This window comes from Pseudomonas sp. UBA6310 (genome assembly GCF_002438225.1).
Lineage (GTDB): Bacteria > Pseudomonadota > Gammaproteobacteria > Pseudomonadales > Pseudomonadaceae > Pseudomonas_O > Pseudomonas_O kuykendallii.
In genome coordinates, this window is sequence record NZ_DJTK01000029.1 from 1 (window position 1) to 13,369 (window position 13,369).

Consider the following 13,369-nt stretch of genomic DNA (forward strand, 5'->3'; position numbering starts at 1 on the left):
TCCGGCAGTTCTTCGACAAGACGCTGCTGCTCGCCGGCTGCCTCAACCACGGCCACGAGATTCTCGCAGCGCAGCTGCTTGGCGCCGACCTCGCCTACCTGGGCACGCGTTTCATCGCCACCGCCGAAAGCGGTGCCGGAGCCGACTACAAGCAGATGATCGTCGACGCCCGCGCCGCCGATATCGTCCACACCCCGGCGGTGTCCGGCGTACCGGCGAGCTTCATGCGCCAGAGCCTGGAGCGCGCCGGCTATGACCTCAAGCGACTCAACGACAAGAGCGCGGTGGACTACGGCGAGAAGCTCAAGCCGATCAACGACGAAGCCAAGGCCTGGAAAACCGTCTGGTCCGCCGGCCAGGGCGCCGGCGACATCGCCGACCTGCCCAGCGTCGATCAATTGATCACGCGCCTGGACCAGGAGTACCGCGACTCGCTGTCGCGCTGCGCTCAACTCGGCCAACGCTGGCCGCGCTAACCCAGCGTGTGACGCAGCACACGGGCCCGGAGCGCCATGGCGCTGCCGGGCCTTTCTTCGTGCGAGTCCGCTTGTGCCGCCGTCGGCCGGTTATTACGCTGTGCCGGTTCCCAGCTCGTGACAAGGAAGCCCCGCATGACCGAAGCGCGTTACAAGATCGTATTCGATGGCCAGATCATGCCGGACATGGCGCTGGAGACCGTCAAGGACAACCTCGCCCGACTGTTCAAGAGCGATCGCGAACGCATCGAGGCGCTGTTCGGCGGTCGGCCCCAGGCCATCAAGCGCGACCTCACCGAAGACCTGGCGGACAAGTATCTGGGCGCCCTTCAGCGCGCCGGTGCGCAGGTCCGCAAGGAGCGCGAGCAGAGCTCGGAGCTGAGCCTGGTCGAAGTTGAAGAGGCGAGCGATGCCGCCGCGCTCGCCGCCAGCGGTGACATGATCTGCCCCAAGTGCGGCCACGCGCAGGCCAAGGCGATCGAGTGCAGCGCCTGTGGCGTCGTCATCGAGAAGTACCTCGCGCGCCAGGCGCAGCTCGCCGAGAGCGGTGAACTGCCCGCCCCCGCCGCCGCGGAGAAACCCGCCACGGCGTCAGCAGCCACGCCTTACGCACCGCCCCGCGCGGACGTCGGCGAGACACTTCCAGCGTTCGGCGAGCTCAAGGTGTTCAGCATCAAAGGCCGCATCGGGCGCCTGCGCTACCTGGCCTGGTCGCTGGTGATGATCTTCAGTTTCCTGCTACTGCTGGGCGTGGCCGCGCTCGGCAGCAACGTCTCCGAGATCGTCGGCGCGCTGCTGATCATCGTCGTGTCGATCGGAGTCGCAGTCACCAGCGTTATGATCGCCGTCCAGCGCCTGCACGACATCGGCTGGACCGGCTGGCTGCTGCTGATCAACCTGATCCCCGTGGTCGGCAGTGTGTTCTCCCTGCTGATGCTGGTCGTGCCCGGCAGTGAAGGCGTCAACCGCTACGGCCCGCCGCCACCGGCCAACAGCTTGTCGGTGAAAGTCATTTCCGGCGTACTGATCGCCATTCTGCTGCTGTCGCTGCTGATGATGTTCGCCTTCGGCGGTTTCGCCATGCTCGCCATGTACTGGGCCGCCCTCGGCAGCTGACGCGCGCCGCACCAACCCCGGGAGCCGGCTGTCCAAACGGCTCCTGCGTGGAGATTCAAATGCCCCATTACGTCCTGATCACCGGTGCCTCCAGCGGCATAGGCCTGGCCCTGGCCGAAGCCCTGGCACGGCGCGGGCGCAAGCTGATCCTGGTGGCGCGGCAGCGCGATGCGCTGGAAAGCATCGCCTGCGAGCTGACACAGCGCTTCGGTGTCGAAGTGCTGTTCCGCACCTGCGATCTCGCCGAGCCGATCCAGCTGTCCGGGCTGCTCCACGAACTGGAGCAGAGCGAGCGGCGTATCGACCTAATGGTGAACAACGCCGGGATCGGCTCCGGCGGCGCCTATCTGGAGCAGGACTGGAGCCGCGAGAAAACCCTGATCGAAGTGAACGTGCTGGCCCTGGCACGTCTGTGCCATGCGCTCGGCCAGCACATGCTGGCGAACGGTGGCGGGCAGATTCTCAACGTCGCTTCGGTCGCGGCCTTCCAGCCCGGAGCCTGGATGAGCAACTACTACGCGAGCAAGGCCTACGTCCTGCATTTTTCCGAGGGGCTGCGCGAGGAACTCGGCGGCCGCGGGATCAAGGTATCGGTGCTCTGTCCGGGGCCGATCCGCACCGCGTTCTGGCGCTCGGCGCAGCTGGAAATCGGCCACCTGAGCGGCAGCAAGCTGATGATGAGCGCGGAGGAAGTCGCCCTCTACACCGTGCGGGCGCTGGAGAAGAACCGCGCGCTGATCATCCCCGGCTGGCGCAACCGCCTGGCCGCCCTGGGCCCGCGCTTCGCGCCGCGCTGGCTGGTGCGCAAGCTCGCGGCGCGGATCAATCGCGGCCTGCTGCCCGGCTGAGACTCAGTCCGCGGCCACCGTCCGCCCATGGGCCCAGGCGCGCAGCGCCGCGAGGTCTTCGCCCATCACCACCGATAACGGCGAGGTGCTCTGCAGGCTGGTCAGCAGCAGGCTCTGATCGACCGCCTGTTGACGCGCCTGCGCGGCGTACAGCGCGCTGACCACCGCCTGTTCGATTTCCGCACCGGAGAAACCGGCGCTGGCCGACGCCAGAGCCGGCAGGTCGAACGCCTCCGGATCGAGCTCGCGACGCTGCAGGTGGATGCGGAAGATATCCGCGCGCACGCTCGCATCCGGCAGGTCGACGAAGAACAGTTCGTCGAAGCGCCCCTTGCGCACCAGCTCGGGCGGCAGGCGCTGGATCGCATTGGCGGTGGCGACCATGAACACCGGCGCCTTGTGCTCGGCCATCCAGGTCAGCAGCGTGCCGAGCACCCGCTGGCTGACCCCGCCGTCCTGATCGCCGCTGGCCAGGCCCTTCTCGATCTCGTCCATCCACAGCACGCAAGGCGCCATCTGCTCGGCCATCTTCAGCGCCTCGCGCAGGTTGCGCTCGGTCTCGCCGAAGAACTTGTTGTACAGGCAGGCGAAGTCCAGGCGCAGCAACGGCAGGCCCCAGAGTCCGGCCACCGCCTTCGCCGCCAGGCTCTTGCCGCCGCCCTGCACGCCGACCAGCAGCATGCCCTTCGGGCGCCCGATGCCGCTGTCGTTGAGGAAGGCGTCCTGGCGCTCGGCCAGCCAGCGCTTGAGCGATGCCAGCCCGCCGACCTCGGCGAAGCGCGCCGTGTCGTTCTCGAAACTGAGCACACCCTCCAGGTCGAGGAGCTGGAACTTGGCCTTGTTCAGCTCCGGCAGGTCTTCCTGGGTGATCGCGCCATCGTCGCAGATCAGGTTGCGCGCCAGCGAGCGGGCTTCGCCGTGGCTCATCCCGCGCAGGTTGTTCACCACCTGCTGAAGCGTGCGGTTGTCGGTGCGCACGCGGGCGCCGCGATTGCGCTCGCTCCAGCGCGTGGCTTCATCGCGGACGATCGCCAGCAGTTCCTCCTCCGACGGCAGCGCCAGGTCGAAGCGGGCGGCGTAGCGCTGCACTTCCGGCGGCAGCTTCAGCGCGTGGGAGACCAGCACCAGGGTCGGCCGCTGCGCGCCCTCGGCCATGGCGATTTCCTTGAGCAGGCGCACCAGTTTCGGGTTGTCGTCGAGGAACGGATGCAGGTCGCAGAGCACGTAGAGGTTCGGCTGCGGATCAGCCTTGATCAGCTTCAGCGCCGCCTCCGGCTCGTGGGTCGGTTCCTCGTTCGCGGGCGCCGCGCCGAAGCCCAGGCGTTGCAGGCCTTCGGTGATCGACCAGAGGAACAGCCCGAGATTGCGCCGCACCGCCAGGCCGGTGAGGGTCTGCAGGACCCGCGGCTCGTCCCAGGACTCGATGACGATCAGCTTGACCTTGGATTCCAGCACCAGGCCGAGATCGTGGATATCGTTCTTCACACTGACTCCTTGTGGCGCGCGGGTTGGCCGGTACTGCGCGCGTGGTTACACTCCTCGCTCTTCCATCAGACCTGGAGCCGTCCGTGGACTGCCTATTCTGCAGGATCGTCGCCGGTGAGATTCCCGCGCGCAAGCTTTACGAAGATGACCAGGTGATCGCCTTCAACGACATCGACCCGAAAGCGCCGGTGCACTTCCTGGTGATCCCGAAGAAACACATCGCCACCCTGCACGACCTCGGCGAGCAGGAGGACAAGGCCCTCGCGGGGCACATCCTCTTCACCGCGCAGAAACTCGCCCGCGAGCAGGGCTGCGACGAGGGTTTCCGGGTGGTGATGAACTGCAACGAACTGGGCGGCCAGACCGTCTACCACATTCATATGCACGTACTGGGCAAACGCCCGATGAGCTGGCCGCCGGGCTAGCCAACGGCCTCTGCGTTGATCTGTCCCAACCCGGCGCCAAGCCCCGCGGCTTAAACTTGCCGCCCTCGTTCGTTCTGGAGTTCGTCATGTCCGATGCGCGTCACTACACCCCGGTCGATCGCCTGCTGCTACAGGCCAACACCGCCCTGCGCACCCTGCTGCCGTTCACCGGGCAGCCCTATCGCCCATCGCCGGCCCTGCTCAAGGACGAAGTGGCCCTCGAACCCAGCCAGACCCGTCATGTCGCCGGCCTGATGCGCATCAACCACACCGGCGAGGTCTGTGCCCAGGGCCTCTACCAGGGCCAGGCGCTGACCGCCAAGCTGCCGGCGATCCGCAAGGCGATGGAACACGCCGCCGAGGAAGAAATCGATCACCTTGCCTGGTGCGAGCAGCGCATCCGCGAGCTAGGCAGCCACACCAGCGTGCTCAACCCGGTGTTCTACGGACTGTCGTTCGGCGTCGGCGCGGTCGCCGGGCTGATCAGCGACAAGGTCAGCCTGGGCTTCGTCGCCGCCACCGAGGACCAGGTCTGCAAGCACTTGGACGAGCACCTCAAGCAGATTCCCCCGGAAGACCAGAAATCCCGCTCGATCCTCGAGCAGATGCGCATCGACGAGGAGCAGCACTCGACCAACGCCATCGCCGCCGGCGGTTTCCGCTTCCCGGCGCCGGTGAAGTTCGGCATGACCCTGCTGTCCAAGGTGATGACGAAGAGCACCTACCGCATCTGATCCCCGATGCAGACGAAGAAAAGGGCGCCGAAGCGCCCTTTCTTTTTGCCCGATGCCTTCGCCCGTCAGCCCAGCTCGACGATCTCGTAGTCGTGGGTGATCTCGACGCCGGCGTTGCCGAGCATGATCGACGCGGAGCAGTACTTCTCCGCCGACAGCTCGATGGCACGTTTGACCTGCGCCTCCTTCAGGCCGCGGCCCTTGACCACGAAATGCAGGTGGATCTTGGTGAACACCTTCGGGTCTTCGCTGGCGCGCTCGGCCTCGAGGAACGCCTCGCAGCTTTCCACCGGCTGGCGCGACTTCTTCAGGATGCTGACCACGTCGAAGTTGCTGCAGCCGCCCAGGCCGATCAGCACCATCTCCATCGGCCGGACACCCAGGTTGCGGCCGCCGTTTTCCGGCGGGCCGTCCATCACCACCACGTGGCCGCTGCCGGATTCACCGAGGAACATGGCCTCACCGGCCCACTGAATGCGTGCTTTCATCGCCGCGCTCCGCTGCTGAAAAGTGCGCCAGCTTAACATGCCGCCTCCGCGACGCCGCAGCGCGAGGCTGGACAACGGGTGACACCTGGGCGGCCAGAAAACGGATTGCCCGCTCCGGGACCTCTGTTAAGCTGGCGCCAGACCACCGGCTCGAAGCCGGGACGTATTCCAAAGAATCTGCCTGCAAACACGACAGGACCGCGTGGACCTCTGCCCTCGCCATGGCGAGGCGGAATGCTGCATCGACTGGCGCATTGCCGGTCACCCCGCGGAAGCCGGCGGCCTGGAACGATTCGGGCGCGGCTACGTGTATCAACCTTGCCTCGATAACCTGCCGCTTCGGATATTCTCACGGCGTCTGGACAGCTCATCCCTCTCTCGGAAATCAGGCATGGTCGCAATCACCCTCGCTCCAAAGATCAAGAACCTCGACAGACTCCTCTCGCATTGCCATCGCCGCCGCTACGCCGCCAAAAGCACCATCATCTATGCCGGCGACCGCTGCGAAACCCTGTTCTTCATCATCAAGGGCTCGGTCACCATCCTCATCGAGGACGACGACGGTCGCGAGATGATCATCGCCTACCTCAACGCCGGGGATTTCTTCGGTGAGTTGGGCCTGTTCGAGAAGGACGATGCGGAAAAGGCCCGCAGTGCCTGGGTCCGCGCCAAGACCGAGTGCGAGGTCGCCGAGCTGAGCTACGCCAAGTTCCGCGAACTGTCCGAACGCGACCCGGAAATCCTCTACATCCTCGGCGGGCAGATGGCCGAGCGGCTGCGCGCGACCACGCGCAAGGTCGGCGACCTGGCCTTCCTCGACGTCACCGGCCGCGTCGCGCGCACGCTGCTGGAGCTGTGCAAGCAGCCGGATGCGATGACCCATCCGGACGGCATGCAGATCAAGATCACCCGGCAGGAAATCGGCCGCATCGTCGGCTGCTCCCGCGAGATGGTCGGTCGCGTCCTCAAGAGCCTCGAGGAACAGGGCCTGGTCCACGTGAAGGGCAAGACCATGGTGGTGTTTGGCACACGCTGAATCCGGCGCATGAAAAAGCCGGCGCTTGGCCGGCTTTTTCTCGCGCGCGAATCGCTCAGGAGGCGTCGCTGCCCAGTCCGCGGCTGCGTTCGGGGAAGAACAGGCGCTGCAACTCGCTGCCCGGATCGTCGGCGCGCATGAACGCCTCGCCGACCAGGAAGGCATGCACCTCGCTGATCTGCATCAGCTCCACGTCGGCACGATTGAGGATGCCGCTCTCGGTGATCACCAGGCGCTCACGGGGAATCCGCGGGAGCAGGTCGAGGGTGGTTTCCAGGCTCACCTCGAAGGTGTGCAGGTTGCGGTTGTTGATGCCCAGCAGCGGCGTGTCCAGGGTGGCCAGCGCGCGGTCCAGTTCGTCGCCGTCGTGGACTTCCACCAGCACGTCGAGGCCGACGCCCTTGGCCGTCGCCGCCAGCTCGGCCATCTGCGCATCGGACAGCGCGGAGACGATCAGCAGGATGCAATCGGCGCCCAGGGCGCGGGCTTCGACCACCTGGTAGGGATCGATCATGAAGTCCTTGCGGATCACCGGCAGGCTGCAGGCGGCACGCGCCTGCTGCAGGTAGACGTCGGCGCCCTGGAAGAAATCGATGTCGGTCAGCACCGACAGGCAGGTCGCGCCGCCGGCTTCGTAGCTGCTGGCGATCTCGGCCGGGACGAACTGCTCGCGGATAACGCCCTTGCTCGGCGATGCCTTCTTCACCTCGGCGATCACTGCCGCTTCCTTGCGCTTGACCCGCGCTTTCAGGGCCTCGGCAAAACCCCGCGGCGCATCCGCAGCTGCAGCCAGTCGTTCGAGCTCGGCGAGGCTCACGCGCGCGCGGCGCTCGGCGACTTCCTCGGCCTTACGGGCGAGGATCTTCTCCAGCACGGTGGGCACGCTCATGCTTCGTTCTCCTGCTTGAATATGCCGGTGAAGGCGACCAGCTCGTTCAGTTTTTCCCAGGCCAAGCCGGTATGCACGGCGTCGTGCGCCAGGCGCATGCCGTCCTCGAGGCTGCTCGCATGCCCGGCCGCATAGAGCGCGGCGCCGGCGTTGAGGACGATCATCTCGGCGGCCTTGTGGCCGTTGTCGCTCTTGCGGCGGCCCAGGGCGTCGCGGATCAGCGCCAGCGAGTCGGCGGCGCTGGCCACGGTCAGGCCGATCAGGCTCTGGCTCTTGATGCCGAAGTCTTCCGGCTGGATCTGGTATTCGCGCACCGAACCCTCGAACAGCTCGGCGACGTAGGTCGGCGCGGCCAGGCTGATCTCGTCCAGCCCGTCCTGCGCGTGCACCACCAGCACGTGCTCGCTGCCCAGGCGCGCCAGCACCTCGGCCATCGGCCGGCACAGCGCCTGGCTGAACACGCCGACCACCTGGCGCTGCACGCCGGCCGGGTTGGTCATCGGCCCGAGCAGGTTGAACAGCGTGCGCAGGCCGAGCTCGCGGCGCGGGCCGATGGCGTGCTTCATCGCGCCATGGTGCGACGGGGCGAACATGAAGCCGACGCCGACGGTCTCGACGCAGCGCGCCACCTGCTCCGGCTTGAGGTCGAGGTAGACCCCGGCGGCCTCCAGCAGATCGGCACTGCCGCTCTTGCCGGATACCGCGCGGTTGCCGTGCTTGGCGACGCGCCCGCCGGCCGCGGCGACGACAAAGGCCGCGGCGGTGGAGACGTTGAAGATGTTCATCCCGTCGCCGCCGGTGCCGCAGGTGTCGACCAGGCGTTCGGCGTCGATGTGCACCGGCGCGGCCAACTCGCGCATCACCTGCGCGGCGCCGACGATCTCGTCGATGGTCTCGCTCTTCATGCGCATGCCCATGAGGAACGCGCCGATCTGCGCATCGGTGCACTGGCCGGTCATGATCAGGCGCATCACGTCCTGCATCTCGGCGGTATTCAGGTCGAGCTGGTTGACCACCCGGTCGAGGGCTTCCTTGATGTTCACCCGCGCACCCCGCCGGTCTGCTTGAGGAAGTTGGCGAACAGCTCGTGGCCCTGTTCGGAGAGGATCGATTCGGGGTGGAACTGCACACCTTCGACATTAAGGGTCTTGTGCCGCAGGCCCATGATCTCGTCCACCGAACCATCGTCCAGACGCGTCCAGGCGGTGACTTCCAGGCACTCGGGCAGGGTCTCGAGCTTGACCACCAGCGAGTGGTAACGGGTCACGGTCAGCGGGTCGTTGAGCCCGGCGAACACGCCCTGGTGTTCGTGGTAGACCGGGCTGGTCTTGCCGTGCATGACCTGGCGCGCGCGCACCACGTCGCCGCCGAAGGCCTGGCCGATACCCTGGTGGCCGAGGCACACGCCGAGGATCGGCAGCTTGCCGGCGAAATGGCGGATCACTTCGAGGGAAACGCCGGCCTCGGTCGGCGTGCAGGGGCCGGGGGAGATCACGATGCGCTCGGGGTTCAGCGCCTCGATCTCGGCCAGCGTCAGTTCGTCGTTGCGCACGACCTTCACCTCGGCACCCAGTTCGCCGAGGTACTGCACCACGTTGAAGGTGAAGGAGTCGTAGTTGTCGATCATTAAAAGCATTGGAGCCCACCTCTGGATTCGGATCGCGCACCTCGGCAAGGGGAATCGATGGGCCGGCTGGCTGATCGCAGCGAAGGTGCCGGTGGATATCGTCTTGCGGAGGCAGGAGTTGCAGCCCGGCATTGTCCGGGCGAACGGAATCAGGCGCGCCAGCGCCAGCGGGCGTGGGCTTTGATGACTCGCATCAGGAGGGTGCTGGATGTCACGGGCTTGTCTCGGATTGAGCTGCCCGCACAGTAGCCCAGCCGGGGCCTTCGCTGCAATAACGCCGTGGGCGAACGGACCGCCGCGACACGCTCATCAGGCGTCCTGAACGGCGCGCGCGCGGCCACGGAAGAAGTACAGGGCGTCGATGAAACGTTCGCCCTGGGCGCGGTTTTCCACCTGGAAGGCGTTCAGCGCGGCGCCATCGGTGTTGATCAGCAGGACTTCGTAGTTCCGCGCGCCGCCGAGCAGCCGCGCCTCGCCGAGGTTGCCGAAATACAGGCGTTCGCTGTCCGCCGGCTCCGCGCCGGCGACGTCCGAGGCCAGCGCCGCCGAACCCAGCGAAGCCGCCGAGCCGAAGCCGGTGACCGGCGCGATGATGCCGTTGCCGAACCACAGGTAGGTCTGGGTGAATTCCAGGGCGTCGGCGCGCAGGCCGGGGCGATTGGCGCGCACCACCTGCTCGATCACCTGGCGCGCTTCGCCCTCGCTGATCGGTGCAGGCGAGTGGGCAATGGGTGTGGACGCGCACCCGCCGAGCAGGAGCGCGGCGGCGAAGAGCAAAAACAGGGCGCGGAGCGGGGGTGTCTTTCGCATCGTCTGAGTCCTTGTCGATACGGGGGCCGGGAGGTTCCGCCGGTAGTGGCGAAACCCTGGCCCCTTCTCCGGATCAGACGCCGTCGTCGACGCTTTGTTCGGCCAGGGCGACGGCGCGGAACATGGCGCGGCGCTTGTTCAGCGTCTCTTCCCATTCCAGTGCGGGCACCGAGTCGGCGACGATCCCGGCGCCGGCCTGCACATGCAGCTCGCCATCCTTGATCACCGCGGTACGGATGGCGATGGCGGTGTCCATGTTGCCGTTCCACGCCAGGTAGCCGACCGCGCCGCCGTAGACGCCACGCTTGACCGGCTCCAGCTCGTCGATGATCTGCATGGCGCGCACCTTGGGCGCGCCGGAGAGGGTGCCAGCCGGCAGGATCGCGCGCAGCGCATCCATCGCGCTCATGCCGCCCTTCAGTTGGCCGGTGACGTTGGAGACGATGTGCATGACGTTGGAGTAGCGCTCGATCACCATCTTCTCGGTGACCTTCACCGTGCCGGTCTCGGAAACGCGGCCGACGTCGTTGCGGCCGAGGTCGATGAGCATCAGGTGCTCGGCGACTTCCTTGGCGTCGGAGAGCAGGTCCTTCTCCAGCGCGAGGTCCGCTTCCTCGTTGGCGCCGCGCGGGCGGGTGCCGGCGATCGGGCGCACGGTGACCAGGCCGTCCTCGACGCGCACCAGCACTTCCGGCGAACTGCCGACCACGTGGAAATCACCGAAGTTGAAGAAGTACATGTACGGCGTCGGGTTGAAGCAGCGCAGCGCGCGGTACAGGTCGATCGGCGCGGCCTTGAACGGGATCGACATGCGCTGCGAGATCACCACCTGCATGCAGTCGCCGGCGAGGATGTAGTCCTTGATGGCGCCCACCGCGCGCTCGTAGTCGTCGCGGCTGAAGCTGGAGCGGAACGCCGGCTCGCTGCCGGCGGCGGCGTTGAAGTCCAGCCCCAGGCGCGGCGCGATCGGCTGGCGCAGCGTGGCGCGCAGGACCTTCAGGCGCTCCAGGCCCTTCTCGTAGGCGCCCTCCTCGGCCGGATCGACCAGCACGATGGCGTGCAGCTTGCCGGCCAGGTTGTCGAACACCACCACCGCGTCGGAAACCATCAACAGGATGTCCGGCGTGCCCAGCGGGTCGGGATTCGGGCAATGGGCGAGCTTCTTCTCCACGTAGCGCACGCTGTCGTAGCCGAAGTAGCCGACCAGGCCGCCGTCGAAACGCGGCAGGTTGGGCAGCGTCGGCACCCGGTAGCGCGCCTTGAACTGTTCGACGAAGGCCAGCGGGTCGTCGCTTTCCAGCGCCTCGACCTCGCGGCCGTCCTCGCTGACCCGGACCTGGCTGCCGTGGGCGCGCAGCACGGTGCGGCACGGCAGGCCGATGATCGAGTAGCGGCCCCATTTCTCGCCGCCCTGCACGGACTCCAGCAGGTAGGAGTGCGGCGCATCGGCCAGCTTCAGGTACAGCGACAGCGGCGTGTCGAAGTCGGCCAGGGTTTCGAAGGCCAGGGGAATGCGGTTATAGCCGGCAGCGGCCAGACGCAGGAATTCTTCGCGGGTCATGATCAGTCTCGTGGCAAAACTAGGTAAGAAGGTCGCAGCAAACGCCGGAAGGACCGGCCGGAACGGATCAGGCGCGCCAGCGCCAACGGGCCAGAGCCTTGATCACTTTCATCCAGAGTTTGCCGGTGACCACCACGTTCTGATCTCGCAAGGAGGGGGATTGAAACGAGCGGCCACGTTAGCGCAGGGCCATGGGCGAATCAACTCGGCAGCAGTTCGCGCAGGTCATCCAGCACCAGGTCCGGGTTTTCGTTCTCGATCGGCTCGCCGTGGTTGTAGCCGTAGCGCAGACCGACGCAGGCCACCCCCGCCGCACGCGCGGCGCGGATGTCGTTGCGCGAATCGCCGACGAACAGCGCCTGCGCCGGCTCGACCTCGGCCAGGCGCAGCACATGCTGCAGGCCGGCCGGGTCGGGCTTCTGCTGGGGCAGCGTGTCGCCGCCGACGATCCAGCGGAAATGGCCGCCCAGGCCGAGCTCATCCAGCAACGGTTCGACGAAGCGCTCGGGCTTGTTGGTGATCACCGCCAGCGCCACGCCCTGCGCCTTGAGCCAGGCCAGGGTGTGCGCCACGCCGGGATAGACGGTGGTCAGCGCGTGGCCGCCGGCATAGGCCTGCATGAACAGCCCCAGCGCGTGCTCGGCCTCGCCGGCATCGACGCCGGCGTGATCCATCTGCCCGGCCAGGGCGCGGCGCACCAGCACCGGCGCGCCGTTGCCGATCCAGTCGCGCACCCGCTCGATGCCGGCCGGCGCGCGGCCGAGCTGCAGCAGCATGGCATCGATGGCGGCGGCGAGGTCGGGCACCGAGTCGACCAGCGTGCCGTCGAGGTCGAACATCACCAGGCGCGGCAACGCACCGGGAAACAGCCGCTGCAGTCCGTTCATCCGCGGGCCTGGGCCAGCCCGGCGCGCATCGCGTCGATCACCGTCTTGTAGTCGGGCTGGCTGAAGATCGCCGAGCCGGCGACGAAGGTGTCGGCCCCGGCGGCGGCAATCTCGCGGATGTTGGCGACGTTCACCCCACCGTCGATCTCCAGGCGGATATCGCGGCCGCTGGCGTCAATCAGCGCGCGCGCTTCGCGCAGCTTGTCCAGCGTGCCGGGGATGAACTTCTGCCCGCCGAAGCCGGGGTTCACGCTCATCAGCAGGATCATGTCGACCTTGTCCATCACGTACTTCAGCGCGTCCAGCGAGGTCGCCGGGTTGAACACCAGGCCGGCCTTGGCGCCGCCGCTCTTGATCAGCTGCAGCGAACGGTCGACGTGCTCGGAGGCTTCCGGGTGGAAGGTGATGTAGCTGGCGCCGGCCTCGATGAAGTCGCCGATAATGCGATCCACCGGCTTGACCATCAGGTGCGCGTCGATCGGCGCGGTGACGCCGTATTTACGCAGCGCCGCGCAGACCATCGGGCCGATGGTCAGGTTGGGCACGTAGTGGTTGTCCATCACATCGAAGTGAACGATGTCGGCACCGGCGGCGAGCACCTTGTCGACGTCTTCGCCCAGGCGGGCGAAGTCGGCGGAAAGGATCGACGGGGCGATGGCGTAGGGTTGCATGGGGCACCTGCTGGGCTCGTCACGGAAGGCGCGCATTGTACCCGCTCCGCCCGGGCAGACGTAGGCCGGCGGTGCGCGTGGCGCACCCTACGGAACGCGGACTCCAACGTGGGGTGCGCCGCGCGCTCCGATACCCATGCGTCGGTGCGGAAGCAACGCAAGACATCGTGCGCCGCCTCGCGGTGCGCATGGCGCACCCTACGAAGCGCAGACTCCAACGTGGGGTGCGCCGCGCGCTCCGATACCCATGCGTCGGTGCGGAGGCGGTGCAAGGCTCCGTCCGCCTCGCGGTGCGCATGGCGCACCTACGGACGAG

General features: G+C 67.1%; 14 protein-coding genes and 1 pseudogene. 6 read left to right on the forward strand and 9 right to left on the reverse strand.

All coding sequences use genetic code 11. The annotated features are described in order from the left end of the window. The 3 genes from B3E91_RS06220 to B3E91_RS06230 form a co-directional block, all read left to right on the forward strand. Positions 1–476: NAD(P)H-dependent flavin oxidoreductase (locus tag B3E91_RS06220; protein ID WP_287028743.1), on the forward strand; the 476-nt coding region annotated here is incomplete at its 5' end. 135 nt (positions 477–611) lie between these two features. Continuing rightward, positions 612–1,592: a DUF805 domain-containing protein gene (locus tag B3E91_RS06225; protein ID WP_287028744.1), complete on the forward strand. Its 981-nt coding sequence runs from the start codon at positions 612–614 to the stop codon at positions 1,590–1,592. A gap of 59 nt (positions 1,593–1,651) precedes the next feature. Further along, positions 1,652–2,440, forward strand: coding sequence for an SDR family NAD(P)-dependent oxidoreductase (locus tag B3E91_RS06230; protein WP_287028745.1), 789 nt, complete (start codon positions 1,652–1,654; stop codon positions 2,438–2,440). Between the two features lie 3 nt (positions 2,441–2,443). Here B3E91_RS06230 and B3E91_RS06235 read toward each other — a convergent pair whose 3' ends face one another. Next, positions 2,444–3,925: an AAA family ATPase gene (locus tag B3E91_RS06235; RefSeq protein WP_287028746.1), complete on the reverse strand. Its 1,482-nt coding sequence runs from the start codon at positions 3,923–3,925 to the stop codon at positions 2,444–2,446. Positions 3,926–4,008: 83 nt separating this feature from the next. Between B3E91_RS06235 and B3E91_RS06240 the strand changes: the two genes are divergently transcribed. Both B3E91_RS06240 and coq7 read left to right on the forward strand, forming a co-directional pair. Continuing rightward, the gene (locus B3E91_RS06240) at positions 4,009–4,350 is read left to right on the forward strand and encodes a histidine triad nucleotide-binding protein (RefSeq protein ID WP_090225123.1); all 342 of its coding nucleotides are present in this window, start codon (positions 4,009–4,011) and stop codon (positions 4,348–4,350) included. Positions 4,351–4,436: 86 nt separating this feature from the next. Next, entirely contained in the window at positions 4,437–5,084 is a 648-nt protein-coding gene (gene coq7 / locus B3E91_RS06245) for a 2-polyprenyl-3-methyl-6-methoxy-1,4-benzoquinone monooxygenase (protein WP_090225121.1), read from the forward strand. Positions 5,085–5,149: 65 nt separating this feature from the next. Here the strand turns inward: coq7 and B3E91_RS06250 are convergent, their stop codons facing one another. After that, on the reverse strand, positions 5,150–5,572 hold the full coding sequence (locus B3E91_RS06250; RefSeq protein WP_090225120.1) for an OsmC family protein: 423 nt from the start codon (positions 5,570–5,572) through the stop codon (positions 5,150–5,152). A gap of 391 nt (positions 5,573–5,963) precedes the next feature. Here B3E91_RS06250 and crp point away from each other — a divergent pair, with 391 nt between their 5' ends. After that, on the forward strand, positions 5,964–6,608 hold the full coding sequence (crp, locus tag B3E91_RS06255; protein ID WP_090225118.1) for a cAMP-activated global transcriptional regulator CRP: 645 nt from the start codon (positions 5,964–5,966) through the stop codon (positions 6,606–6,608). A gap of 55 nt (positions 6,609–6,663) precedes the next feature. Here crp and trpC read toward each other — a convergent pair whose 3' ends face one another. From trpC to rpe, 7 genes and pseudogenes are all read right to left on the reverse strand, one after another. After that, entirely contained in the window at positions 6,664–7,497 is an 834-nt protein-coding gene (gene trpC, locus B3E91_RS06260) for an indole-3-glycerol phosphate synthase TrpC (RefSeq protein WP_273234219.1), read from the reverse strand. Beyond that, positions 7,494–8,540 carry an anthranilate phosphoribosyltransferase gene (trpD, locus tag B3E91_RS06265; protein ID WP_090225115.1) on the reverse strand — a complete coding sequence of 349 codons (1,047 nt, stop codon included), beginning with the start codon at positions 8,538–8,540 and terminating at the stop codon, positions 7,494–7,496. The genes trpC and trpD overlap by 4 nt, the downstream gene beginning before the upstream one ends. Continuing rightward, positions 8,537–9,133, reverse strand: coding sequence for an aminodeoxychorismate/anthranilate synthase component II (locus B3E91_RS06270; RefSeq protein WP_273234214.1), 597 nt, complete (start codon positions 9,131–9,133; stop codon positions 8,537–8,539). Before B3E91_RS06270 ends, trpD begins: the two co-directional genes overlap by 4 nt. Positions 9,134–9,433: 300 nt before the next feature. Next, the gene (locus tag B3E91_RS06275; RefSeq protein ID WP_287028747.1) at positions 9,434–9,934 is read right to left on the reverse strand and encodes a hypothetical protein; all 501 of its coding nucleotides are present in this window, start codon (positions 9,932–9,934) and stop codon (positions 9,434–9,436) included. Between the two features lie 73 nt (positions 9,935–10,007). Continuing rightward, positions 10,008–11,495, reverse strand: coding sequence for an anthranilate synthase component I (gene trpE / locus B3E91_RS06280; protein WP_287028748.1), 1,488 nt, complete (start codon positions 11,493–11,495; stop codon positions 10,008–10,010). Between the two features lie 67 nt (positions 11,496–11,562). Beyond that, positions 11,563–12,382 (reverse strand): annotated as a pseudogene (locus tag B3E91_RS06285) (phosphoglycolate phosphatase). After that, a complete protein-coding gene (rpe, locus tag B3E91_RS06290) occupies positions 12,379–13,053 on the reverse strand; it encodes a ribulose-phosphate 3-epimerase (RefSeq protein ID WP_287028749.1) in 675 nt (224 codons plus the stop codon). The pseudogene B3E91_RS06285 and the gene rpe overlap by 4 nt, the downstream one beginning before the upstream one ends. Positions 13,054–13,369: the final 316 nt, after the last annotated feature.